The 25,684-nt window shown below is 51.9% G+C and carries 21 protein-coding genes and 1 pseudogene; 13 read left to right on the top strand and 9 right to left on the bottom strand.

Going from position 1 to position 25,684, the window contains the following annotated elements:
• Nucleotides 1-61 precede the first annotated feature (61 nt).
• Nucleotides 62-1,576 carry a dGTPase gene (dgt, locus tag M979_RS21415; protein ID WP_064556320.1) on the bottom strand — a complete coding sequence of 505 codons (1,515 nt, stop codon included), beginning with the start codon at nucleotides 1,574-1,576 and terminating at the stop codon, nucleotides 62-64.
• 92 nt (nucleotides 1,577-1,668) lie between these two features.
• Between dgt and mtnN the strand changes: the two genes are divergently transcribed.
• Genes mtnN through M979_RS21400 form a run of 3 tightly spaced genes read left to right on the top strand, consistent with a single transcriptional unit; the run spans nucleotide 1,669 to nucleotide 3,806 of the window.
• Entirely contained in the window at nucleotides 1,669-2,367 is a 699-nt protein-coding gene (mtnN, locus tag M979_RS21410) for a 5'-methylthioadenosine/S-adenosylhomocysteine nucleosidase (protein ID WP_064556319.1), read from the top strand.
• Nucleotides 2,360-3,160: a vitamin B12 ABC transporter substrate-binding protein BtuF gene (gene btuF / locus M979_RS21405; protein ID WP_064556318.1), complete on the top strand. Its 801-nt coding sequence runs from the start codon at nucleotides 2,360-2,362 to the stop codon at nucleotides 3,158-3,160. Before mtnN ends, btuF begins: the two co-directional genes overlap by 8 nt.
• A 25-nt stretch (nucleotides 3,161-3,185) precedes the next feature.
• Nucleotides 3,186-3,806: a TRIC cation channel family protein gene (locus tag M979_RS21400; RefSeq protein ID WP_034460869.1), complete on the top strand. Its 621-nt coding sequence runs from the start codon at nucleotides 3,186-3,188 to the stop codon at nucleotides 3,804-3,806.
• A 138-nt stretch (nucleotides 3,807-3,944) separates the two neighbouring features.
• Here the strand turns inward: M979_RS21400 and erpA are convergent, their stop codons facing one another.
• Together erpA and clcA are read right to left on the bottom strand one after the other, a co-directional pair.
• Nucleotides 3,945-4,292 carry an iron-sulfur cluster insertion protein ErpA gene (gene erpA / locus M979_RS21395; protein WP_034460870.1) on the bottom strand — a complete coding sequence of 116 codons (348 nt, stop codon included), beginning with the start codon at nucleotides 4,290-4,292 and terminating at the stop codon, nucleotides 3,945-3,947.
• Between the two features lie 81 nt (nucleotides 4,293-4,373).
• Complete coding sequence (gene clcA / locus M979_RS21390; RefSeq protein ID WP_034460871.1) at nucleotides 4,374-5,795, bottom strand: H(+)/Cl(-) exchange transporter ClcA; 1,422 nt, start codon at nucleotides 5,793-5,795, stop codon at nucleotides 4,374-4,376.
• Nucleotides 5,796-5,933: 138 nt separating this feature from the next.
• Between clcA and hemL the strand changes: the two genes are divergently transcribed.
• On the top strand, nucleotides 5,934-7,214 hold the full coding sequence (gene hemL, locus M979_RS21385) for a glutamate-1-semialdehyde 2,1-aminomutase (RefSeq protein WP_064556317.1): 1,281 nt from the start codon (nucleotides 5,934-5,936) through the stop codon (nucleotides 7,212-7,214).
• A gap of 87 nt (nucleotides 7,215-7,301) precedes the next feature.
• On the opposite strand, the gene fhuB is transcribed toward hemL, so the two are convergent.
• The 6 genes from fhuB to hrpB form a co-directional block, all read right to left on the bottom strand.
• Complete coding sequence (gene fhuB / locus M979_RS21380) at nucleotides 7,302-9,287, bottom strand: Fe(3+)-hydroxamate ABC transporter permease FhuB (RefSeq protein WP_064556316.1); 1,986 nt, start codon at nucleotides 9,285-9,287, stop codon at nucleotides 7,302-7,304.
• Nucleotides 9,284-10,183 (bottom strand): Fe(3+)-hydroxamate ABC transporter substrate-binding protein FhuD, encoded by a 900-nt coding sequence (gene fhuD / locus M979_RS21375; RefSeq protein ID WP_064556315.1) that lies wholly within the window; start codon nucleotides 10,181-10,183, stop codon nucleotides 9,284-9,286. Before fhuD ends, fhuB begins: the two co-directional genes overlap by 4 nt.
• The gene (gene fhuC / locus M979_RS21370; RefSeq protein ID WP_034460877.1) at nucleotides 10,183-10,980 is read right to left on the bottom strand and encodes a Fe3+-hydroxamate ABC transporter ATP-binding protein FhuC; all 798 of its coding nucleotides are present in this window, start codon (nucleotides 10,978-10,980) and stop codon (nucleotides 10,183-10,185) included. Before fhuC ends, fhuD begins: the two co-directional genes overlap by 1 nt.
• Before the next feature lie 47 nt (nucleotides 10,981-11,027).
• Nucleotides 11,028-13,199 (bottom strand): ferrichrome porin FhuA, encoded by a 2,172-nt coding sequence (gene fhuA / locus M979_RS21365; RefSeq protein WP_064556314.1) that lies wholly within the window; start codon nucleotides 13,197-13,199, stop codon nucleotides 11,028-11,030.
• Between the two features lie 212 nt (nucleotides 13,200-13,411).
• Complete coding sequence (gene mrcB / locus M979_RS21360; RefSeq protein WP_034460881.1) at nucleotides 13,412-15,967, bottom strand: bifunctional glycosyl transferase/transpeptidase; 2,556 nt, start codon at nucleotides 15,965-15,967, stop codon at nucleotides 13,412-13,414.
• Between the two features lie 79 nt (nucleotides 15,968-16,046).
• Entirely contained in the window at nucleotides 16,047-18,479 is a 2,433-nt protein-coding gene (gene hrpB, locus M979_RS21355) for an ATP-dependent helicase HrpB (protein ID WP_064556313.1), read from the bottom strand.
• A 72-nt stretch (nucleotides 18,480-18,551) separates the two neighbouring features.
• Here hrpB and thpR point away from each other — a divergent pair, with 72 nt between their 5' ends.
• From thpR to panD, 9 genes and pseudogenes are all read left to right on the top strand, one after another.
• Entirely contained in the window at nucleotides 18,552-19,091 is a 540-nt protein-coding gene (thpR, locus tag M979_RS21350) for an RNA 2',3'-cyclic phosphodiesterase (protein ID WP_064556312.1), read from the top strand.
• A complete protein-coding gene (gene sfsA, locus M979_RS21345; protein ID WP_064556311.1) occupies nucleotides 19,092-19,799 on the top strand; it encodes a DNA/RNA nuclease SfsA in 708 nt (235 codons plus the stop codon).
• 296 nt (nucleotides 19,800-20,095) lie between these two features.
• Nucleotides 20,096-20,551, top strand: a complete 456-nt coding sequence (gene dksA, locus M979_RS21340; RefSeq protein ID WP_034460885.1) for an RNA polymerase-binding protein DksA — start codon at nucleotides 20,096-20,098, stop codon at nucleotides 20,549-20,551.
• A gap of 77 nt (nucleotides 20,552-20,628) precedes the next feature.
• Nucleotides 20,629-21,524, top strand: a pseudogene (gene gluQRS / locus M979_RS21335) (tRNA glutamyl-Q(34) synthetase GluQRS).
• Nucleotides 21,525-21,580: 56 nt separating this feature from the next.
• Nucleotides 21,581-22,978 (top strand): polynucleotide adenylyltransferase PcnB, encoded by a 1,398-nt coding sequence (gene pcnB / locus M979_RS21330; protein WP_209439645.1) that lies wholly within the window; start codon nucleotides 21,581-21,583, stop codon nucleotides 22,976-22,978.
• The gene (folK, locus tag M979_RS21325; RefSeq protein WP_064556309.1) at nucleotides 22,975-23,454 is read left to right on the top strand and encodes a 2-amino-4-hydroxy-6-hydroxymethyldihydropteridine diphosphokinase; all 480 of its coding nucleotides are present in this window, start codon (nucleotides 22,975-22,977) and stop codon (nucleotides 23,452-23,454) included. The genes pcnB and folK overlap by 4 nt, the downstream gene beginning before the upstream one ends.
• Nucleotides 23,455-23,520: 66 nt before the next feature.
• Nucleotides 23,521-24,315, top strand: coding sequence for a 3-methyl-2-oxobutanoate hydroxymethyltransferase (gene panB / locus M979_RS21320; RefSeq protein WP_034460888.1), 795 nt, complete (start codon nucleotides 23,521-23,523; stop codon nucleotides 24,313-24,315).
• 13 nt (nucleotides 24,316-24,328) lie between these two features.
• A complete protein-coding gene (panC, locus tag M979_RS21315) occupies nucleotides 24,329-25,183 on the top strand; it encodes a pantoate--beta-alanine ligase (protein ID WP_064556308.1) in 855 nt (284 codons plus the stop codon).
• Between the two features lie 93 nt (nucleotides 25,184-25,276).
• Entirely contained in the window at nucleotides 25,277-25,657 is a 381-nt protein-coding gene (panD, locus tag M979_RS21310) for an aspartate 1-decarboxylase (RefSeq protein WP_034460890.1), read from the top strand.
• Nucleotides 25,658-25,684 lie beyond the last annotated feature (27 nt).

Here is a 25,684-nt window from a genome sequence, read left to right as displayed (position 1 = left end):
CGATAAGTCACTGGAAAAAGTAAAAATTTATTGTCCGTCTTTACAAAACTCAATGAGCAACTTATTCCACCGCCATCAGGCGCCGATACTCATCCCAGGCGAATAAGTCCGTCATTCCACTGATATAATCCTGAATTAGACGACAGCGGTAATAATATTCCCATACCGGGAAATCACTGGCCGACAGCGTCAAATCACTGACTGCCTCAATATACGCAAGCCTATGTTTTGTAGACAATTTGTGGAACAGTCGAGTTTCAATCGGCAGACGACGTAAACTTTCTTTCTCCACCAGTTCAGCAAAATCCTCAACTGATATATTGAGTAATGGACTGTAAATTTCAAGTAAGCCACTGATAACGCGATAACCTTGTAACTCAAGTTGCTCAACTTCTGGGTGACTAAATACATGTTTAAATGCAACCTGCTTATATAGCTCCAGCAGGCGCGCAAAGGGACTGTCATCTTCGAGCAGCGCGTGATTGAACTCACCGCTAAATATATCGCCAAGATTATCGATAAAACGTTGTGCGGCGTAAGGCACCAACTGGTTTAGCGTGTTGACGCGCAGATACATAAAGAACTGATCTTCGGTACTGCGGCGCATCTGATTTGAACGGGATTTATCCCAGGCCTCATCCACCACACGCTCAAAAAGATCGCCTTTGCTATGCTCGCCCCAGGCATCACATAAATGCTGATAAAGTTGTTCAACGCTGAAAATGCGCTTCTCAACCGCATCTTCCAGATCCGCCACACAGTAAGAAATATCGTCCGCAGCTTCCATTATCCATGTCAGTGGGAAACGGCTGTATTCGCCCAGTTCAAGCTCTGTGCGCAAACGGGCAATGTATGACTCTTCAGAAAGATAGAAGCCCGGTTTTTTCATCAGATAAGCGTGGCTTTTTGGCGGCTCGCCAACAAACCACGCCGGGCGCGTATATTTGAGAATGCAACCAACCTGCGCCCAGGTCAGATTCATGCGCAGTAGACTGTGTACCAGACGAATCCCCTGTGCATTACCTTCAAATTGACACAGATCCTGACGAACCTTGCGACGCAAGCCATTCAATTGATCTTCACCTTCACGCAGGCGTAAAGCTTCAACCCGGCAACGATCGTCGCTGCGCGGCTGGCTGCCGGCATCTGTTGGGAATAAACGCTGGCGGAACCAGTCATTAATGGCTGACTCACCAAAATGGCCGAACGGTGGGTTACCGATGTCGTGCATCAGGCACGCCATTTCAACAATGCTTTCAAACGGTCCAGTGAGCCCATGCAAACCATAACGCTCAAGGTCTTGCTGCTCCTTCAGGCGACTGAGCACTTCTTTGGCGATGTAGCGTCCGACTTGCTGAACTTCCATCGAGTGCGTCAAGCGAGTGCGAACAGAGGCGTTACGCTCCAGAGGGAAAACTTGAGTTTTCTGCTGCAATCGGCGAATTGCCGGAGAATTGACTATTCTCCCGCGATCGCTTTCAAAAATACGCTGGATTTCATGTTCATTCTTCAGCCCATCAGGCGAGCGGAAACGGCGGTGCCAGTTAATTTTCTTGCGGAAATCTATCTCACTCATGCCCTCTCCTTCGCCTTTTAACAGCGGATTAATTCCTTGATGCCAGCCATGATAGACTATGAAGGTAATTTAACACTTTAGCGAGAATCACTATGAAAGTAGGCATCATTGGTGCAATGGAAGAAGAAGTTACGCTGCTGCGTGACAAAATTGAAAGCCGTCAGACTCTGAAGCTTGCCGGGTGTGAAATTTACACCGGCACCCTGAATGGCGTGGAAGTCGCTTTGCTGAAATCAGGTATTGGCAAAGTCGCAGCGGCAATGGGTGCAACTCTCCTGCTTGAGCATTGCAAACCAGATGTGGTGATCAACACCGGTTCTGCGGGTGGTCTCGCATCCACACTTAAAGTTGGCGATATCGTGGTTTCTGATGAAGTGCGTTACCACGACGCAGACGTTACCGCTTTTGGCTATGAATATGGTCAATTGCCTGGTTGCCCGGCAGGTTTTGCAGCCGACGCCAAACTGATTGCCGCGGCTGAAGAGTGCATTGCCGAGCTAAACCTGAACGCCGTACGCGGTTTGGTTGTTAGTGGTGATGCCTTTATTAACGGTTCTGTGGCACTGGCAAAAATTCGCCATAACTTCCCACAGGCAGTTGCTGTAGAAATGGAAGCAACAGCCGTTGCGCACGTTTGCCATAACTTCGGTACCCCGTTTGTGGTGGTACGCGCGATTTCTGATGTTGCCGATCAGCAATCCCATCTGAGCTTCGAAGAGTTCTTAGCTGTTGCGGCGAAGCAGTCCACGCTAATGGTTGAAAACCTGGTGCAGAAACTGGCTCGTGGTTAATAAGAACTTTTGGCGCGGTATCACCGCGCTTCTGTGTTGTCTCCCGGCGTGGCTTAATGCCGCGCCGCGGGTTATCTCACTATCGCCAAGCAATACTGAACTGGCATTTGCGGCTGGTATCACGCCAGTAGCGGTCAGCGCCTGGTCAGACTTTCCGGAAGCCGCCAAAAAGCTTGAGCAAGTCTCGAACTGGCAAGGAATGAACCTTGAGCGCATTGTGGCGCTAAAACCTGATGTGGTTCTTGCCTGGCGCGGTGGAAATGCTGAGCGCCAGGTCAATCAACTAAAAGCATTGGGTATTAAAGTTGTCTGGCTTGATCCGGCAACGGTCGAAGGAGTGGTTGCCGCATTGCGTCAATTGAGCCAATACAGCCCGACACCGCAAACTGCCAACAACGCCGCAGATCAACTGGCAAAAGAGTTTGCCGATTTGAAAGCACACTATTCTCAGGGCCCGAAGAAAAAAGTGTTTCTCCAGTTCGGCCAGCAGCCGCTATTTACATCAGGGCGTGGTTCGATTCAGGACGAAATTCTGGGAGTATGTGGTGGGCAAAATATCTTTGCAGATAGCCGGGTTCCCTGGCCGCAGGTGAGTCGTGAGCAGGTGCTAAGCCGCAACCCGCAGGCTATTATTATCACCGGCGATGAAACGAAAATCCCTCCGGTTGAACAATTCTGGAATACCCAGTTAAAAATTCCGGTTATTGCAGTGAATGATGACTGGTTTAGTCGCTCGGGCCCACGTATTATCCTCGCCGCAAAACAGCTCTGTGAGGAGCTGGCAGAAAAATAACCTTTTTTATGAGGATAACACCCACATGCTCGTCTATTGGCTGGACATCATTGGCACAGCCGTCTTTGCAATATCCGGCGTACTGCTGGCAGGTAAACTACGTATGGACCCGTTTGGTGTTCTGGTTCTGGGCGTAGTGACAGCGGTTGGCGGCGGAACAATTCGCGATATGGCGCTGGATAATGGCCCGGTATTTTGGGTTAAAGACCCAACCGACTTAGTGGTCGCAATGGTCACCTGTATGCTGACTATTGTGTTAATTCGACAACCGCGTCGCCTCCCAAAATGGATTTTGCCAGTGCTTGATGCCGTGGGGCTTGCGGTGTTTGTGGGTATTGGGGTGAATAAAGCGTTTCTGGCGGGCACAAGCCCACTGATTGCCATTTGCATGGGCGTGTTGACCGGTGTTGGCGGTGGGATTATTCGTGACGTTCTAGCGCGTGAAATCCCAATGATCCTGCGTACCGAAATCTACGCCACGGCGTGTATTGCAGGTGGCATTGTGCATGCCACAGCGTTCTACACCTTCCACGTTCCACTGGAACAGGCGAGTATGATTGGTATGGTCGTCACCCTCGCAATTCGTCTGGCTGCCATTCGTTGGCATCTCAAATTACCGACATTTGCGCTGGATGACAGGCAATAAACAATAAAAAAGCCGGATGACGCTTTCGCTTATCCGGCCTACACGAACGTTTATAACCCATTATCTAAACGAAATAATTCGAGTTGCAGAAAGGCGAACGGGTTTAGTCATCGCATCTGCAGCTCGAAGTATGAAGGTTTAAACGCTGAACGAAGAACCACACCCACAGGTGCTTTTCGCATTCGGGTTTGTCACTACAAAGCGTGAACCTTCCAGACCTTCAGTATAATCCACCGCGCCGCCAACCAGATATTGAAGGCTCATCGGGTCAACGACCAGAGCAACACCTTGCTTCTCGATAGTCATATCGCCGTCATTAATCTGATCGTCAAAAGTAAAACCATACTGGAAGCCGCTGCAACCACCACCGGTGATGTAAACGCGCAGTTTCAGATTTGGATTTTCCTCATCCGCGATCAGGTTTTTTACTTTATTGGCTGCGGCTTCTGTAAACTGCAACGGCAGCACTGCTACGTCATCACTCATTTTTTGCTCCCAACGAAATAAGATATTGGGTGAAATTTAACCCCAAACTTTGGGCCATTATCTAATACCCGAGTAAATCGTTCAAGTATTCTCCCCGCTCGGGGTCTGTTGTTCTTTAGCCTGCTTTTCGGCTTCCTGTTTGGCAAGTGTGCGCGCAAGAATCGAGGAGTATAGCGGTTTACCGCCGAGGAATTGTGCCAAAAGTGTCGCGCCAAGGCAGGTAATAATCATTGGCAAAATGAGCTGATAATTGTCAGTCATTTCCAGAACCAACACAATCCCCGTCAACGGCGCACGTACCGATGCGGCAAACAACGCGCCCATTCCTGCAATGGCAAACGTCCCAACTTCAAGGTGATAGGCCGGGAACCAGGCCGCACTCGCCATACCAAATGCCGTGCCCAGTAACGTGCCCAACGCCAGCATCGGTGCAAAAATCCCACCTGGTGCGCCGGAAGAAAAACACAGCAGCGTGGTAATCACGCGAGCAATAAAGATAAACAGCAGCATGCCTAACGTGTAATTTCCGGCAGCAGCAATGGGGATCAGGTTAAAACCACCACCCGCTGCTGCAGGTTGGATAAGACCAAGAATCCCGCAAATACCGCCTAACAGGCCGCCAATAATCACCCACTTTTTGAGATTTCCCCCGTGGAAGCGCTGGAACATATCCTGGGTGCGGAACACCATCGCGTTAAAGAACACGCCGACAATACCAAATACCATGCCCAATACCAGGTACAGCCAGAGCGTGTTAACAGGCGCATTAGAAAGTTTCCCGACCTCAATAACAGCGTTCTCACCGTTAAAAATACGGAAAACCACGCTCGACATAATCACACCGATAAACACGGCTTTTATCGAAATCAGGTTATAGCGAAACTGCGGGCGCATCTCTTCAATAATGAACAGAATCCCCGCCAGCGGTGCATTAAACGCAGCGGATAAACCCGCAGCGGCACCGGTCGCTAATAGTGAATGCCGGGCTTCGGCACCCCGTAAACGGAAAATATCCAGCACCATACGCCCGATATTCCCGCCCAGTTGCACCGTTGGCCCTTCACGCCCCAGAACCATACCTGCGCCGAGTGTTCCCATACCACCGATAAATTTAACCGGGATGACACGCCACCAGCGCACCGGGCGCAACTCTTCCAGTGCACCTTCAATTTCAGGGATGCCAGAGCCCCCCGCTTCTGGGGCATAACGGCGCACTAAATAGTAGCCAATCATCGCCAAAACCATTGAACTGATGAATGCCAGCGGCCAGACGATCAGGCTGTAATCGGCCACATGCGCCAGCATCGCCAGACGATTTTGTTGAACCCAGGTGACCGCCTTTTCAAAAGCGACACCTACCAAACCGGCTAACGTCCCTACTATCGCGGCCATGAAAAGAATAGCGACAGGCGTTTTATCCTGTCGAATTAGGCGACGCACCATGTCGCCCCTGCGTAAGCGCACAACCTGTTGTGCTTCAAAAGAGGGGTGGGAGTGATTCATTAGGTTAATCATTTATTGGTAATACAAATCGAGGGGGCATTCTACTCTCTCGACGCATTTGGGCAAAACTTTCATAACTTCGCAAGTTTCCCTTAGAATAGCGTGTTGCCACTATTTCCACGAATCAGGAGCCGATTCATGAGTAAGTCTGAAAACCTGTACGCTGCCGCACGCAAAGTCATCCCTGGCGGCGTAAACTCGCCGGTTCGTGCTTTTACCGGCGTCGGCGGTGTGCCGCTGTTTATCGAACGCGCTGACGGGGCTTACCTGTATGACGCTGATGGCAAAGCCTATATCGATTATGTGGGCTCATGGGGCCCGATGGTTCTCGGCCATAATCACCCAGCCATTCGCAACGCCGTGATTGAAGCGGTTGAACGCGGTCTGAGCTTTGGCGCGCCAACCGAGATGGAAGTGAAAATGGCGGAACTGGTTACCGAACTGGTTCCGACCATGGATATGGTACGTATGGTGAACTCCGGTACCGAAGCCACCATGAGCGCTATTCGTCTGGCCCGTGGTTTCACCGGCCGCGATAAAATCATCAAGTTCGAAGGCTGCTACCACGGCCATGCCGACTGCCTGTTAGTGAAAGCCGGTTCTGGCGCACTGACCCTCGGCCAGCCCAACTCACCGGGCGTCCCGGCAGACTTTGCCAAACACACCCTCACCTGCACTTATAACGATCTCGCGTCCGTTCGCGCAGCGTTTGAGCAGTATCCAGAAGATATCGCCTGCGTCATTGTTGAACCGGTCGCAGGCAACATGAACTGCATTCCACCAAACGATGATTTCCTGCCAGGTTTACGTGCCTTGTGCGACGAGTTTGGCGCACTGTTTATCATCGATGAAGTGATGACGGGCTTCCGTGTTGCTCTGGCGGGCGCGCAGTCTTACTACGGCGTTGAGCCTGATTTAACCTGCCTGGGCAAAATCATCGGTGGTGGTATGCCGGTAGGTGCATTTGGTGGCCGTCGTGAAATCATGGATGCTCTGGCACCAACCGGCCCGGTTTACCAGGCAGGTACGCTTTCCGGTAACCCAATTGCGATGGCAGCAGGTTACGCTTGCCTGACTGAAGTCGCGCAACCAGGCGTTCACCAGACATTGACTGAACTGACCGAAATGCTGGCTGACGGACTGCTTAACGCAGCAGAAGCCGAAAACATTCCTTTGGTCGTGAATAACGTGGGTGGGATGTTTGGTTTGTTCTTCACTGACGCGGAAACGGTAACGTGCTACCAGGACGTGATGGCGTGCGATGTTGAACGCTTCAAGAAGTTCTTCCACCTGATGCTGGAAGAAGGCGTTTACCTGGCACCGTCTGCGTTTGAGGCAGGCTTTATGTCAGTTGCGCATTCTAAGGAAGATATTCAGAAGACTATCGACGCGGCGCGTAGAGTGTTTGCAATGTTGTAATCACTGGTAGTATTGGCGGATGACGCTTCGCTTATCCGCCCTACGCAGCATTTGTAGGGTGGATAAGCGAAGCGTCATCCACCTCAACTAACGACTCTGTTTACGCAGCAAATAGATAAAGTAAGGCGCACCGATAAACGTTGCCAGCAAGCCAGCAGGCACCTGATCCGGGAACAGGATCATTCTTCCACACCAGTCCGCGGCAACCATCAACATCCCACCTAATAACGCCGATATTATCAGCTGCGGCATTGCACGCCGGAAACCAAGCATACGCGCGATATGTGGTGCCATTAAGCCAACAAAACTGAGTGGCCCGACGGTCATCGTTGCCGCAGCGGTTAAGGTTGCAGCCAGCAAAAGCAGCGCAAAACGTGATGGTGTCAGCGCCATGCCGATTGCCCGTGCGGTTGCTCCGCCTAGCGGCAGAATCATTAACCAACGGCGGCAAAGCGGCGTCAGGGCAAATAGAACCACCATCAGAATAAGGGTTCTGACGGCTTGATCGCCGGTAACGTTATAGGTAGAGCCGGAAATCCACGTCAGGATCCCCGCCATACGCGGGTCGCCACTCGCCATCAGAAGCATCAACAACATGGTAAACGCAGTACTCAGTGCCATCCCGGCGAGTAACATGCGTTGCGGAGAAAATCCGCCACGGCTTGCCGTCAACATGATGACCAACAGTGTCACCGCCGCCCCAAGACTGCCTGCAGGGAACAACCAACCGAATGCATTTCCAGGCACGATAAACAGCATCACCACCACACCGAATGCCGCACCAGAGCTGATACCTAAAACTTCGGGGCTTGCCATCGCATTACCGGTCAGACGTTGGATAACGCTGCCCGCAACCGCCAGCATCATACCCGCCGTCAGCGCGGCCAAAACGCGCGGCCAACGCCACTGCAACAGGTCGTGGAATAACGAACCGCTTACCCAGTTCCAGCCATACGCATCGCGCCCAAGCGTTAGCGCACTGACAAGAACTAACGCTAAAACACCGCTTCCGATTAACACCCACCAGCCCAGATGCTGGCGTTCGCTCGGAACATTATCACCCTGGTTCATTGCCGGTGTGCCAACGGTGCGCAGGCGCGGTAGCAGCCAAAGCAGCAAAGGCGCACCTATCAGCGCCGTCACCGTACCGGTCGAAATTTCGCGCCAGGCGGTGGTGAGCCAGATAACGGATTGATCGGACAACCACAAAATTAACGCGCCGATAAACGGAGCAAGGAACAATCGGGCAACCAGACGCCGCGCACCGAGCATTTTCGCCAGCAGTGGCGCAAAAAGTCCGATAAAGCCGATAATCCCAACCGCATTCACCAAAAGCGCACTGATAGCAATCGCCAGTACCAGCGTTGCGAGCCGCACCATTGAAAGCGCCAGACCAAGGTTACGCGCCACGCCATCGTCGAGACCCATCAGCGTAAGCGGGCGCAACAGCAGCAGTGTTAACAGCAAGCCCCCAACCAAACGTGGCCACAGGCCGTTGACGATGTCCCAGTCTTGCTGGTTTAACGAGCCCGTGCTCCACAGGAACATGTTCTGCAATTGATCATGGTGGAAGATAGCCAACAGTTGGTTTACCGCGCCGCAATAAAGGCTAAGCACCAACCCTGCGAGGATCAGCGTGACCGGAGATAACCGCTTACCCCAGGCAACGCCAAACACGAGTAGACCCACAACGCCTGCCCCTACCAGGGCGGCGAACTGTTGTGTGGCAAACCCACCGGGCAATGCCCACAGTGTGGCAACCGTGATACCAAGTTGCGCGCCACTTGCCACACCAAGCGTGGTTGGCTCAGCAAGCGGGTTTCGTAACACCTGCTGGAATAACACACCCACTAATCCAAGCCCTGCCCCAACTAACAAAGAGATGGCAAGGCGCGGCAGCAAACTGTAGTGAAATAACATCTGATTGATGTCATCAATATTGGGCTGCCACCAGGCCGCACTCCACTGCGCAGAAGGCAACTGTGCATTCAGGTTGTGTAGCGTCAGCGCACAGGCAATAACAAACAGCACAGATAAAAGCAGCGCGGGGAGCAAAGCATAACGATGTTTCACGTCTGGCTCCCTATGGCTTTAGCAAGCGTAGTGGTGAAGTTCATGGCGGAAAGTGTCGCGCCATAAAGCCATACTGGCGGCACGCGTTGGAAGCGGTTTTGGCGAACAAAAGGCATTGCATTCCACAACGGCGTTGCGGTTACGCGCGCCATTTCCGCATCGTTATTGTGATCAAAACAGATAACATCGGCGTCTTTGACTTCGGCTAAACGCTCAAGGCCAACCACCGCACTACCCCAAAAATTGGTTTCACCCTGCCAGGCATTTTTCACGCCCAGCAAATCCATCACCTGCTGGAACAGACTGTTTTTGCCAATAACCAGCGCGTGGCGCGAATCTAACAATGTCATCAGCAAAACGGGTTTATCCCCTCGGGAAGCAAAGCGGGGTTTCATCTGCTCGATAAACTGGTCGAATTTCAGCAGGTGGTCGCGAGCTTCCTGCTGCATACCTAATTTGTCACCCAGTTCTGTCAGTGACTGGCGAGCAACGGTCAGCGGTTTGCCGGAGCCATCGTTAAAACTGAACCCTAAACCCGGCGCAATACGGGACATCTTTTCCGGTGACGGGCCGTAGCCCGCGGAATAGAGGATCAGCGACGGTTTTAATTGCGTAAGAAGTTCGAGATTAGGCTCGGTGCGCAAACCGACTTCGATAATGCCTTCCGGCAATTTCGGTTCGCCAACCCAGGCTTTGTAATTGGTGATATCGGCCATTGCATAAGGTGTGATGCCCAGTGCCAGCATCAGCTCCACCGGCAACCATTCCAGAGCAACAATGCGATTAGGATCGATTGAGGCCGCATGTGCATTGCCCATTTTGAGCAATAACGGTGAGAGCGCCAGTGCTGCGAGTAACTGCCGACGACTCAGTAATGGGTTAATCAGCTCACTCATCAGTAGACAAAGCTCACCGGAGCCGCACCCGCAGGATGTGGTAAAATGCCCATCGGGATGCCGTAAATTTTTTCCAGCGTTTCACTTTGCATCAGTTCCGCAGGAGAACCCTGCGCTATCATTTCACCACCGCGCAATGCCACAAGGTGATCGCAGTAGCGAGCAGCCATATTGATATCGTGCAAAACGGCAATTACCGTCAGGCCGCGTTCCTGGCTAAGACGATGAATAAGCGCCAGCACGTCAACCTGATGAGCAATATCCAGCGCAGATGTTGGTTCATCTAACAGTAAGCAACGGCTATCTTGCGCCACCAGCATGGCTATCCACGCGCGCTGACGTTCACCACCAGAAAGGCTGTCTACCAGACGATGAGCAAAAGGTTTCAGTCCGACTAGCGAGATGGCCTCGTCAACCAGTTCCCTGTCCGCCACGCCAAAACGGCCCAGCGCGCCATGCCACGGATAGCGGCCAATTGCCACTAGCTCGCGTACCGTCATCCCTTCAGCCGCCGGGAGTTGCTGTGGTAAATACGCGACTTTGCGCGCAAATTCCTTACTGCTCCAGCTATCCAATGGTTGATCGTTGAGACTGATTTCCCCATCAGAGGACTTCTGATGGCGGCCAAGCATTTTCAGCAGTGTCGATTTGCCCGAGCCGTTGTGTCCAATCAGGCCGGTGACTTTTCCGACAGGAAAGGTGATCGACAGAGGATGGAGAAGCGTGCGACCGGGTACGCGGAAGGTAACGTCAGTGAGGCTAAACGTGGTATCGGGATGAAGGTGTTTGTCCTGCATGATAGCCATCTTTGTTGATGGGCACGGCGAACCGTGCCCGAATGCACTTAGAAGCGGAATGTTGCAGTCGCAACAACCTGACGCTCAGCGCCCCAGAAGCAACCGTAGGTCTGGAAGCAGCTAGCAACGTATTCACGATCGAGCAGGTTATTCACGTTTAGAGCCACACTTGATCCATTCATGCCGAAACGGCCCAGGTCATATTTGACCACTGCATCCAGTATCGCCGCACTACCCACTTCGAAGGTGTTCGCTGGGTCACCGTAGCTCTTACCAAGGAAGCGACCGCCAGAGCCCAGAGTCAGGCCAGTCAGCGCGCCTTCGTTGAAGGTGTAATCACCCCACAAAGAAGCCATGTGTTTTGGTACAGATTCAGGCGTGTTGCCTTGCAGCGTGCTGTCTTTGGTGTATTCAGCATCGGTATAGGTATAAGACGCCGTGACGTTAATGTTGGCATTAACGGCAGCTTTCGCCTCAAGTTCCACACCGCGTGAACGGATTTCGCCGCCCTGAACGGATGCAAAGCCGTGTGAGGTATCTGGGTCAGACATCAGGTTGTCAGTCTTGGTCAACTGATAAACAGCTCCCGTAATGACAACAGGCATCTCTTTCGGCACATACTTCACGCCTGCTTCGTACTGACGGCCCTTAGATGGCTTAAAGGTGTTGCCGTAGTAGTCCGCGCCAGAGTTCGGCTCAAAGGATTCGCTGTAGCTGATATACGGTGACACGCCGTTGTCGAACAGATAGTTCAGACCCGCACGACCAGTAAACTGATCGTCGCTACGCTCGGTGTAGTTGTTCGCCTGGTAAGCTCGCGTGGACTGTTTCAGCCAGTCGTAACGGCCACCCATTGTCAGAACAAACTTGTTCCACTCAGCTTGATCCTGAATGTAAAGCCCCGTCTGTTTCTGTTTGTTTTGCTGATACGGAGACGCATCGCCAAAATCAAAGTTTTCATACACTGGGTTATACAAATCAATCGGCGGCGCACTACCAAAGGTGGCATTAACGTCGTTACGCATCTGCTGGAAATCAACACCCGTCAACAGAGTATGTTGTACAGCAGTTGTTTCAAACTTGCTTTGTAGCTGAGTATCCACCGCAAAGTTGTGCAGTTTTTCGTTATCAACCACGGTACCGCGATTGAGCATGTGGCCGGTTGAATCAACACCTACGCCGTAAACGCTTCTCTGGTTCGTTTTGGATTCAACATAACGCAGGTTCTGACGCACGGTGAAAGTGTCGTTAAACTCATGGTCAAAGCTGTAACCGACCATTTTATGGGACAACGAGTAGGTGTTATTAGGCGCGCCTTCGTTGAAATCAGTCGGCAAACGAGAGCCATTGGGCAGCGGCTCAACGGTGCCTTCTTTCGGCAGCCAACCGTAATAACCCGTTTCAGGGCTATCTTGCAGGTTCGCTAAGAAAGTGAAGTTGGTCTTGTCGTCAGGACGCCATGAGAACGATGGAGCAATCGCATAACGTTTCTGTTTAGAGAACTGCTGCTGGTCGTCGTTAGAGCGAGCAACACCGGTCAGGCGGTAGGAATAAACGCCAGCGTCATCCAGCGCATCGCTGAAATCGAAACCGGTTTGCCACAGGTTGTCAGTACCCATTTTGAACTGCACTTCTTTCAGCGGTTCAGTTGTTGGGCGCTTACTCACCATAGAGATGATGCCACCAGGGCTACTTTTTCCATACAGAACGGAAGTTGGGCCGCGCATTAACTCCACACGCTCCAGCATGTACGGGTCGATGATCACTTCGTTATAGAAATCGCCCTGAAGTTTCAGGCCATCGAGGTAGTTGTTCTGGTTAACAGAACCGAAACCACGAATTTTAACCGCATCATAAGTACTAGAAGCGCCGCGGGTCGCCACGGTGATACCAGGCGAATAGCCCAGCGCTTCTTTCACGGATGAAGGTTGGTGAGTATCCATCTCTTCACGAGTCACAACTGAAATAGACTGTGGAGTCTTCTCAATCGGCGTATCAGTTTTCGTTGCGGTAGCTGTGCGTTTCGCCGCAATCGTTGGGGACGGGCCCCACGCGCTTTCGTCAGCAGTGCTGGCAGAAACCGTGATAGTGTCTTCTTTGGTGGTTGTGTTGTCTGCTGCAAAGCTTGATGCACTCACGCCACTGACGGCGGCAGCAACAAAGAATGCAAGTTTACGGATTGAGGTGTTGACTGGTTGTCCAGTTCTTAAACGCGCCATTGGTTTTTCTCTGATGAAGTAGTGACGAATGATAACGTAAACGATAATTATTATTAGCCGCAGAATAATAGTCGAAACGGAAAGCGCATAGCAAGCGGATCACACCCATGAAAAGTGCGAGGGAATAATAATTAACCAGAGTAATTGCATGGATTTAACAAAAAAGAAAAGCCCCCGTTACAAACGGAGGCTTTAGTAGAAAACAGCGCGAATTATTTACTGCCGAACATGTCCTTTATCCAACCGGCAACACCATCACTACTTTGCTCTTGCTGCTGCTGCGGTTGTTGTTGTTGCTGCTGTTGCGGCTGCTGGGTCTGTGGCGGCTGCGACTGGCTAAACGGATTATTAGTCTGCTCAGCCTGTTGGCTTTGCTGGCACAATCCGTCTGGATTCGTCGTCCAAACGGGCAGCACACGATCTCCCCCCCCGCCACACTGGAAGTAACCCGCACTATCAACGCCCATATCAACGATATCTTCCGGTGGATTGAGCACCAGTGGAATTGGCGTCTGGTTAGCCAGATAACGTTGGTAAAGCGACATTGCCCCGCTTGCACCGTACAGTTTGGTCGGCTGGTTGTTGTCACGCCCAACCCATGTAATGGCCACTTCTTTGCCATCAATGCCCGCAAACCAGGTATCGACGTTATCGTTGGTGGTACCCGTTTTACCTGCTAAGTGCAGGTTTGGATATTTGCCACCTAACGCGCGACCAGTACCGCGAGCCATAACTTGCTGCATGGTAAACAGCGTCATATATGCGGCCTGTGGAGGTACAGCTTGCTCCGCCTGTGGGAAGCTTTGGTACAGTACGGTGCCATCTTCAGCAATAACCGAACGCAATGCAGAAAGCGTTGCCCGGTTGCCGCCGCTGGCGATGGTCTGGAATGCCTGAGCCACTTCAATTGGCGTCAGGTTAAGCGCACCGAGCAACATCGCAGGAACCGGATGCAACTGGTTTTCCGGCACGCCGAGTTTTATCCAGGTGTCGGTGACTGCTGGCAAGCCCAGCGCCATACCGAGATTAACGGTTGGCACGTTCATTGAGCGCGTCAGCGCATCCACCAGCATCACCTTGCCACTTTCACTGTAGCGACGGTCATCGTTCTGCGGCGACCATACTTGCCCGTTCGGCTGTTTCAGCGCGATTGGCGCATCGGCAATCCAGGTATTCAGGCGGTAAGCGTCCGGCTGGCTCAACGCTGTCAGATAGGTCGCCGGTTTCGCCAGAGAACCGATAGAACGGCGTGCCTGCATCGCGCGGTTGAAGCCCGCAAACTGTGTTTCTGCTCCGCCAACCATCGCACGAACTTCACCGGTTGAACGGTCAACAATCACCATTGCCGCTTCCAGATCTTTGAGCTTACGGGAGGCCCGCAGAACCGGAACTCCTTCACTCACCGCTTTTTCTGCCGCATCCTGGGAAACGGAGTCGAAAGTGGTGAAGATCTTCACGCCGGAGAGGTCTTTAACTTTGTCGCCGAGTTTGGTCTGAAGCTCATTACGTACCATCTGCATAAATGCAGGCTGCGGTGAAATAACACCACCACGCGGTTGCACACCCAGAGGGCGCGCGCTCAGCATATCGTAAAGCTCCTGATCGATAACTTTCTGCTCTTGCAGCAAGCGTAAGACGAGGTTACGACGTTCCAGCGCCAGTTTTGGGTTACGCCATGGGTTGTAGATCGACGCACCTTTCACCATGCCCACCAGCAATGCTTGCTGATCGAGGCTCAGTTCTTCTACCGGGCGGCCAAAGTAGTACAGGCTCGCCAGTGGGAAACCACGAATTTCATTATCGCCGCTCTGGCCGAGGTACACCTCGTTCAGATACAGCTCAAGAATGCGATCTTTGCCGTAACGCGCATCCATGATCAGCGCCATGTACGCTTCGTTCGCTTTACGCCAGTAAGAACGCTCGCTCGACAAGAACAGGTTTTTGACCAACTGTTGCGTCAGCGTACTTGCACCCTGCACGGTACGGCCAGCTGTCAGGTTCGCCAGCACCGCACGGCCAATGGAGAAGAAGCTAATCCCATCATGCTCGTAGAAATGGCGGTCTTCTGTTGCGATCAACGTGTCAACCAACAGCTCCGGGAAACCGGTGCGCGGCACAAACAGGCGCTGTTCACCGTTCGGTGAAGACAGCATGGTGATCAAGCGTGGATCCAGACGGAAGAAACCGAAGCTGCGGTTGTTATCCATGTTCTGGATAGATTCCAGATGGTCGCCATCAAAATTCAGACGTGCGCGGATCTGCCCTTCTTTGCTGTCAGGGAAATCAAACGGACGACGGATCATCTCAATGCTGTTGCCCTGTACCGTAAACTCACCAGGGCGCGTCATCTTAGTCACCTGGCGGTACTGTGTCGCTTCCAGCAGGTTAACCATCTCTTTTTTGCTGTACGGCATGTCTGGCTCAAGGTTCACCATGCGACCATACACTGCCGCCGGGAGCTGCCAGACTTTCCCATCAATACGGGTACGGATCTTCTGATCCAGGTAGACACCGTAAATCACAAACAGCACAGCAAAGACAACAAACAGTTTTACCATGAACCAGAACCAACGGCGCTTTTTACGTGGCGGACGACCATTGCCACTGCCTTTTCCTTTACGTGGCGGCATCGGTTCCTCGTCTTCATAATCATCATCGTAATCCGCGTCATATTCCTCTTCACGGACACGACGACGGCTTACTTTCTCTTTCACAGGACGTGAAGGTTTTCCTTTACGTCCAATCGGTTCGCGGTCATTCCCCGCCATTGCTTTCTCCACCAAAAATAAGGCGCACGGCCTGATTCTCCTCATCTCAACTCAAGTCGAAAGAGGAAATCTCTCAAAGTTATTGGTACTTTTTGGTACGCCGCGTAGGCAGCGCATCTGCTGGCGAGTCCGGCCAGACGTGTTTTGGATAACGTCCTTTCATCTCTTTTTGCACTTCCCGATACGCACCATTCCAGAAAGCGGTTAAATCACGCGTTATCTGCAAAGGGCGTTGTGCCGGGGAGAGCAACTCCAGAACCAGTGGCACACGGCCTTCGGCAATCACCGGAGTTTGAGCTTTACCAAACATTTCTTGCATACGAACAGCAAGAACGGGCGGGTTTTCATCATCATAGCGAATGGCTATCTGGCTTCCAGTCGGCACAGTGTAATGAGTTGGCAGCGCACTATCCAGACGTACTCGCGCGTTCCAGTCGATCAGGTTCTGTAACGCCCGTGTGACATCAATGTTTTTTAACGCCCGCCACGAGTGTACACCATGCAGTTCAGGTAATAACCAGCGGTCTAAATCGCGCAGCAACGCCTCGTCTGACACGTCTGGCCATTTAAGTTCTGGCAACCATTTTGCTGCACATACCAGGCGTGTTCTTAACTGCTGCGCATGTGCCGACCAGTTCAGCACCGACAGGCCTTTTTCACGAATACCATTAAGCATTGCCTGGTGGAGCTCATCTTCAGAAGGTTTCGCCAGTGGCTGGACTTTCAACACTAATTTGCCAATTTGGGTGCGACGAAACGCTTTTAAAGTCCCTTGCGTTTCATCCCACTCCACGGTGTCACTTTCGGTCAGCAACGCCGGGCACTGTAGCGTTAGCGACTCAATATCCAGCGGGATAGCCTGCAGGATACGTGCATCAGGTGTATTGCTACCCTGCAATAATAGAGGTGCTAACAACCATTCGTAGCGCGTAAGCGGATCATCCTGGTTAAGCATCGCGCCCATGCCGTTAGCTAACTGGTAGCGACCATCCTGACCACGACGGCGGGCAATCCTGTCAGGGAAAGATTGTGCCATCAATGATGCAGCAAGATTAAAATCCACCTCTCCACCATGGCTGTTAAGACGCTTCAGAAGCTGAGAACTCCGCTGCTGCCAATTGTCCTGACGTCTGCTAAATGCGTTACGCAAATCGCAGTCCTGGCCGCGTGGTGGCTCTTCAAGAATCGCGACAAGCCGCGATGCCGTCGCCTGTTGGTCAGCATCTTTAGCGTTAACCAACATCGCGGCCAGGCGCGGTTCGTTACCCAGATTCGCCATTTTCTGGCCTACGGGCGTGAGTTTATTTTGTTCATCCAGGGCATTGAGCTGGCGCAATAAGGTTCGCGCAGCCGCTAAATTGACGACGGGCGGTGCATCAAGCCAGGTCAACTGACCCGGTTCCTGGCAACCCCATTGCATTAAATCAAGCAGCAAACCAGAGAGGTCGCTTTGCAGGATTTCCGGTTCACTTTGCAAGCTCGCGCGTTCTGCCTGCTCGGCACTGGTTAAGTGCAGACAAATACCCGGCTCCAGACGCCCCGCTCGCCCGGCGCGTTGAATCATCGAAGCCTGGCTAATTCGCTGTGTGATAAGCCTTGTGAGCCCAGTACGAACATCAAAGCGTGCGACGCGTTCCTGCGCGCAATCCACCACCAGGCGAATGCCTTCAATCGTCAGGCTGGTTTCGGCAATATTGGTCGCCAGCACCACTTTACGCGAACCGTTTGCTGCCGGAAGAATCGCTTTGCGCTGTTCGCTTAAAGGCAGTGCACCATATAGCGGGCAAAGCTGGACATCACTTGTGACACGCTCTTGTAACTGTTGCAGAACACGCTGAATTTCACTGACACCCGGTAAAAACAGCAGCAGCGAACCCGACTCTTCTCGCAGCAAATTGGCTACGGCAATGGCAACCGCTTCATCAAAGCGTTGATGGGTAGAAAGCGGGTTGTAGCGGCGTTCAACAGGAAATGCTCGCCCTTCAGAGCTGATTACAGGTGCCTGCGGTAAACATTGCTGAAGGCGCGCATTATCAAGCGTTGCAGACATAACCAGTAATTTGAGATCGTCGCGTAGCCCCTGCTGCACATCAAGCAACAATGCCAGCGCCAGATCGGCTTGCAGGCTACGTTCATGGAATTCATCGAGGATCACCAACGCAACACCTGAAAGCTCAGGATCGTGCTGAATCATGCGCGTCAAAATACCTTCGGTTACCACTTCAAGCTGCGTATTTGGCCCAACACAGGTTTCAGCACGCATTCGGTAACCAACTGTTTCACCGGGTTTTTCACCGAGTAATTCTGCGAGGCGCTGCGCAACGTTTCGTGCCGCCAGGCGACGTGGTTCCAGCAGTAGAATGCGACCGCCTAAGTTTGCCTGCCGTAAAATTTGCAACGGAAGCCAAGTCGATTTACCCGCCCCCGTTGGGGCGCTCAGTAAAACCTGTGGCGCATTTTGCAAGGCGTTAAGAATATCGGGTAGCACTGCGGCAACCGGTAATGACGGCACAAAGGGCTCCAAACGGGTATGATGCGAAGTTCGCTATTGTAGCATCAAGCCAATTCATAACGAGAGACCACTATGGCTGAAACTCGCCGTCTGTTTTTTGCCCTCGAATTGCCAGCCGAGGTACAAAAACAGATTATCCAGTGGCGCGCCACTCAGTTTCCTGAAGATTCCGGGCGTCCGGTCGCTGCTGCCAACTTGCATCTGACTCTCGCCTTTTTAGGCGATATCAGTATTGAAAAGCAAAAAGCACTCAGCGTGCTCGCCGGGAGGATCCGCCAAAGCGGTTTTACCCTGACAATTGATGATGCAGGGCAGTGGTTGCGATCAAACGTGGTGTGGATTGGCCCCCGACATGCACCTCTGGGGCTGATTCAGTTAGCAAATATGTTGCGTGCCCAGGCAGCTCGTAGCGGCTGCTACCAAAGCCCGCAGCCATTTCACCCACATATCACGCTTTATCGGAACACACCGCGTGCGGTTGCCATCCCGCCACCTGGTTTTCGCTGGCAATACAAAGTTGAAGACTTCGTATTATATGAATCAATTTTCAAGCAAGGGCGAACGCGTTACCTGGAGCTACAGCGCTGGTCATTAAGCAATAAGGAAGAGTAAATGGAGTTTAGCCCCCCACTACAACAAGCCACACTCATCAAACGCTATAAACGCTTTCTGGCTGATGTGGTCACTCCGTCTGGTGAAGAGTTAACGCTCCATTGCCCAAACACCGGCGCAATGACCGGATGTGCAACCCCTGGCGATACAGTGTGGTATTCCACATCAGATAGCCCGACTCGAAAATATCCCCACACCTGGGAAATAACCCAGACACAAAACGACGAATTTATTTGCGTTAATACGCTGCGTGCGAACACGGTAGTGAAAGAAGCATTAGTGTCAGAAACTATTGCGGAAATAATGGGTTACACCACCATTAAAAGTGAAGTCAAATACGGAGCTGAGCGCAGCCGCATTGATTTTATGTTGCAGGCAGATTGCAAGGTTAACTGCTATATTGAAGTAAAATCAGTGACGTTATCACAACAAGGTTGTGGATATTTCCCGGACGCAGTAAGCCTGCGAGGACAAAAGCATTTGCGGGAATTGATGAGCGTGGTTTTGCAAGGTGAGCGAGCGGTGCTGTTGTTTGCGGTACTACATTCTTCCATCACTCAAGTTTCCCCGGCTCGCCACATTGATGCGAAGTACGCTGAGCTGTTATACGAAGCGCAGCAGTGCGGTGTTGAGATTATTGCTTATAAGGCTGAACTTTCTGCCCGTGGGCTTACTCTAATTTCGCCGTTGCCTGTTTGTTTAATTTAAGAGTACCCACAATAATTCGAGTTGCATCGCGGCGGCAAGTGAATGAGCCCCGATGAACTTACTGAAGTAAGTGATTCGGGCGAGTAAGCGCCGCCAACAAAGATGCAGCCTGAAGTATAAAAGGTATTAACGTTTGTCTGTTTTGTGTGCTGGCGGTTCGCGTAAATACGCTTTTCTTCACAGGCTTGTCAAGAGAGGAATTTATATAATTGCCATCCTGAAAAGCATCTGCTATTTATAGCGGCCTGATTTTCCCCCGAACAGGGGACCGATAGTGCGTGTTAAGGAGAAACAACATGCAAGAAGGGCAAAAGCGTAAAACATCGTCCCTGAGTATCCTCGCCATCGCTGGGGTGGAGCCATATCAGGAGAAAGCGGGCGAAGAGTATATGAACGAAGCCCAGCTGTCGCACTTCAAGCTTATTCTTGAAGCCTGGCGTAGCCAACTTATGGATGAAGTTGATCGCACGGTGACGCATATGCAGGATGAAGCAGCAAACTTCCCGGATCCGGTAGACCGTGCAGCCCAGGAAGAAGAGTTCAGCCTCGAACTGCGTAACCGTGACAGGGAACGTAAACTGATCAAGAAAATCGAGAAGACACTCAAGAAAGTAGAAGACGAAGACTTCGGTTTCTGCGAGTCCTGTGGTGTTGAAATCGGCATCCGCCGTCTCGAAGCTCGCCCGACAGCTGATTTGTGCATTGACTGTAAAACGTTGGCAGAAATTCGCGAAAAACAAATGGCCGGTTAACGGCTCGCAATTTCAGATTACTCATAATGGCGGGATACTCTCCCGCCTTATTTATTTCTGGCCTACCGCAGCAAATCATGAACACACCCCACTACATTGGGCGCTTTGCCCCCTCGCCTTCGGGTGAACTCCACTTCGGCTCGTTAATTGCCGCACTCGGCAGCTACCTGCAAGCACGCTCAAAACACGGCCAATGGCTGGTGCGTATTGAAGATATCGACCCACCACGTGAAGTACCGGGCGCCGCTGCTACTATATTGCGGCAGCTAGAGCATTACGGGTTGGAGTGGGATGGCGAAGTTTTATGGCAATCCCAACGACACGAAGCCTACCGCGAAGCACTCTCATGGTTACATCAGCAAGGGTTGAGTTATTACTGCACCTGCACACGTAGACGGATTCAGCAAATTGGCGGTTTTTACGATGGCCATTGCCGCACGTTAAACCATGGTCCTAATAATGCCGCGTTACGTTTTATGCAACATCACCCGGTATTAAGTTTTGAAGATAAACTTCATGGGACGTTAATCGCCGACGAACAACTGGCTCGTGAAGATTTCATCATTCACCGCCGGGATGGGTTATTTGCCTATAATCTTGCTGTGGTAGTGGATGATAATTATCAAGGTGTAAGCGAAATTGTACGTGGCGCAGATTTAATTGAGCCAACGGTAAGACAAATTTCACTGTATCAACAATTTGGATGGACGGTGCCTGATTACGTACATTTGCCCTTAGTGCTCAATGAGAATGGGGCAAAGCTTTCTAAGCAGAATCACGCGCCAGCCCTACCGCAAGGCGATCCACGTCCAGTTATTCATGCAGCGCTGGCATTTTTGAATCAACCAGAAATTGACCATTGGCAAGATTTGACGCTCAACGAGTTACTCCGTCAGGCGGTGCAAACCTGGTCGCTTGAGGCTATTGAACCAGGCTCGGCGTGAATACGTCATTCTCAAATGCCACGCACTGAGCTATGATTAGCCGCTGTTTTTTTTGTCCCTATGATTGACACTGCCGAGGTGTACTATTTTTACCCGAGTCGCTAATTTTTGCCGCAAGGTGCTTAACCGCGATGACGTCGTGGTCGAGGAGAGTGAAGATCTCCCGCAAATCACGGTAATTCCGCGTGACCAGCACGCTCTGTCCCGCAAAGATATCAGTGAAAATGCCCTCAAGGTGCTCTATCGTCTGAACAAAGCAGGCTACGAGGCTTACCTCGTGGGTGGCGGTGTCCGTGACCTTTTGCTCGGCAAACAGCCGAAAGACTTTGATGTCACGACCAGTGCTACGCCGGATCAAGTGCGTAAACTGTTCCGCAACTGTCGTCTGGTGGGCCGTCGCTTCCGTCTGGCACATGTGATGTTTGGGCCGGAAATCATTGAAGTTGCTACTTTCCGTGGTCACCATGAAGAGCAGAAGTCTGACAAACAGACTTCACAGACCGGTCAAAACGGTATGTTGCTTCGTGACAACATCTTCGGTTCTATCGAAGAAGATGCACAGCGCCGCGATTTCACCATCAACAGCCTCTATTACAGCGTGGCGGATTTCTCGGTTCGCGATTATGTCGGTGGCCTGAATGATTTACGCAATGGCGTTATCCGTCTGATTGGCGATCCTGAAACGCGCTACCGTGAAGACCCTGTCCGCATGCTTCGTGCAGTGCGCTTTGCCGCCAAGCTGAATATGACGATTAGCCCGGAAACTGGCGAACCTATTCCGCGCTTAGCAACCTTGATTAATGATGTACCGCCTGCTCGTTTGTTTGAAGAGTCACTGAAACTTCTGCAAGCTGGCCACGGTTATCCAACTTACGAATTACTGCGCGAATATCAGCTGTTCCAGCCGTTATTCCCGACCATCACCCGCTACTTTACCGAGCAGGGTGACAGCCCGATGGAACGAATGATCGTTCAGGTGCTGAAGAATACCGATAACCGCATTCAGAACGATATGCGTGTTAATCCGGCCTTCTTGTTCTCGGCCATATTCTGGTATCCGCAACTTGAGATGGCCCAAAAGCTCACTCAGGAAAGCGGCCTTGCCTATATGGACGCTTTTGCACTTGCGATGAACGAAGTGCTGGATGAAGCTTGCCGTGCGCTGGCGATTCCAAAACGCATCACCACGCTTGTGCGTGATATCTGGGGCCTGCAGCTTCGCCTGTCACGCCGCCAGGGCAAACGCGCATGGAAGCTGATGGAGCATCCTAAATTCCGCGCTGCCTACGATCTACTGGCACTGCGTGCGGAAGTGGAAAATAACCAGGAATTACTGCGCCTGACCAAATGGTGGGGTGAGTTCCAGGTTGCAGCTCCACCTGCACAGAAAGATATGCTCGATGTGTTAGGCGATGAGCCAACAGTACGCCGCCGCCATCGTCGCCCACGCAAGCGTGCACCACGTAGCGGTGGAAGTGCATGACGCTTGCGTACATCGCACTCGGCAGCAACCTGGCGTCTCCGCTTGAGCAAGTGACTCATGCGCTGGACGCCATAGCAACCATTCCGCAAAGCCGGGTGGTTGCAATCTCTTCGTACTACCGAACAAAGCCACTCGGCCCACAAGACCAACCTGATTACCTGAATGCCGCTGTTGCCCTGGAAACCGCACTGTCTCCCGAAGCATTACTATCCCATACTCAACGTATTGAGTTGGAGCATGGTCGCGTGCGTAAAGCTGAACGCTGGGGGCCGCGCACACTTGATCTCGACATTATGCTATTCGGTAATCTGACTGTCGCAACACCAACGCTTATCGTGCCGCATTATGATATGAAGAATCGTGCTTTTATGTTGGTTCCGCTGCTGGAAATTGCCCCCGACTGCACCTTCCCGGACGGCAAGCGCGCCGCTGAAATTTTAGATACTCTCTCCCAGGATGGGATTACGTTTTGGTAACCACGGACGTGTTCTGTTTGCTAATGTAACGATTTCACCTCTCATTCTTATTTCTCTGGGATTGCCATGAAACCAATCACCATGTCTCAGTTGCGCCAGTGGAAACAGGCTCAACGCAAATTCGCAACCATCACCTCTTATGATTTCAGCTTTGCAAAACTGTTTGCCGATGAAGGCATCGGTGTGATGCTGGTTGGTGATTCATTAGGGATGACCGTCCAGGGCCACGATTCCACTTTGCCCGTTACCGTGGAAGATATTGCCTACCACACTCGCGCGGTACGTCGTGGTGCTCCAAACTGCCTTCTGCTTGCTGACCTGCCTTTTATGGCATATGCCACGCCTGAACAGGCGTTTGCCAATTCAGCCATTGTTATGCGCGCCGGTGCTAATATGGTCAAAATCGAAGGCGGGCGCTGGTTGGTTGAAACCGTCAAAATGCTGACTGAACGAGCCGTTCCGGTTTGCGGGCATTTGGGCCTGACGCCGCAATCCGTCAATATCTTCGGCGGGTACAAAGTCCAGGGGCGCGACGAGCAAGCCGCGCAAACGCTGTTTGATGATGCAGTAGCGCTCGAAGCAGCAGGCGCGCAGTTGTTAGTGCTGGAATGTGTGCCGGTCGCGCTGGCAAAACGCATCACCGAAGCGCTAAGCATTCCAGTCATCGGTATTGGCGCGGGTAATGTCACTGATGGACAGATTCTGGTTATGCACGATGCCTTTGGTATCACCGGGGGCCATATCCCTAAATTTGCCAAAAACTTCCTTACAGGAAACGGCGACATGCGCGCCGCAGTACGCCAGTACATAGCTGAAGTTGAATCAGGCGCCTACCCAGGTGAAGAACATAGTTTCCACTGACAGGAGAAGGGTTGTGTTGATTATCGAAACGATACCGCTGTTACGCCAGCAAATCCGCCGCTGGCGCCAGGAAGGTAAACGCATCGCACTGGTGCCGACCATGGGCAACCTGCACGACGGCCATATGAAACTGGTCGATGATGCGAAAAGCCGTGCGGATGTGGTGGTTACCACCATTTTTGTGAACCCGATGCAGTTTGACCGTCCGGATGATTTAACTCGCTATCCCCGCACCTTGCAGGAAGATTGCGAGAAACTAAACCGCCGCAAAGTGGATTTGGTATTTGCCCCTGCCCCAGCCGATATTTATCCACAAGGTCTGGACTCACAGACCTTTGTTGAAGTCCCGGGGCTTTCTACCATGCTCGAAGGCGCAAGTCGCCCAGGGCATTTCCGTGGCGTCTCTACCATTGTCAGCAAGCTCTTTAACATGGTGCAACCTGATATCGCCTGCTTCGGTGAGAAGGACTTCCAGCAGGTCGCCGTGATCCGCAAGATGGTGGCGGATATGGGCTATGACATCGAAATTATCGGCGTGCCGACGGTTCGCGCGAAAGATGGCCTGGCACTGAGCTCACGCAATGGCTATCTAACCGCAGAACAGCGCAAAATCGCTCCTGGCCTGCATAAAGTGATGCAGTCTTTGGCGGATAAACTGCGGTCTGGTGAGCGTGATACCGAAGAAATGTTGGCTATTGCCGCCACCGAACTGAATGAAAAAGGTTTTCGTTCTGACGACCTGCAAATCCGCGATGCCGATACCTTGTCAGAGCTGAACGTTGAGAGTAAACGTGCCGTGGTATTAATGGCCGCATGGCTTGGCCAGGCGCGCTTGATTGATAATATTCAGGTTGATCTGGCGCAGTAGACAGCATTCATAAATCGGGCAATACTGCCCGCTTATATTCATAGAGCTGATGAAATCAGTTCTATTCGGACCCCGTAATTAAGGTTTAATTTTATGATACGCACCATGCTGCAAGGCAAACTTCACCGTGTCAAAGTGACGCAGGCGGATTTGCATTATGAAGGCTCCTGCGCCATCGATCAGGACTTCCTTGAGGCGGCAGGCATTCTGGAATATGAAGCCATTGATATTTATAACGTCACCAACGGTAAGCGTTTTTCAACTTACGCCATCGCTGGCGAACGTGGTTCAAAAATCATTTCGGTGAATGGTGCCGCAGCGCATTGTGCTGATGTGGGCGACATTATGATTATTGCCACTTATGTGACTATGCCAGATGAGCAGGCACGCACCTGGCAGCCGAAAGTCGCCTATTTCGATGGCGATAACGAAATGAAACGTCTCGCGAAAGCCGTACCGGTTCAGGTTGCATAACAACCTCCGTACGAATGAAAAAGACCT

Source organism: Buttiauxella noackiae ATCC 51607, assembly GCF_001654865.1.
GTDB classification, from domain to species: domain Bacteria; phylum Pseudomonadota; class Gammaproteobacteria; order Enterobacterales; family Enterobacteriaceae; genus Buttiauxella; species Buttiauxella noackiae.
This window is presented reverse-complemented; position numbering and strand designations above follow the sequence as displayed.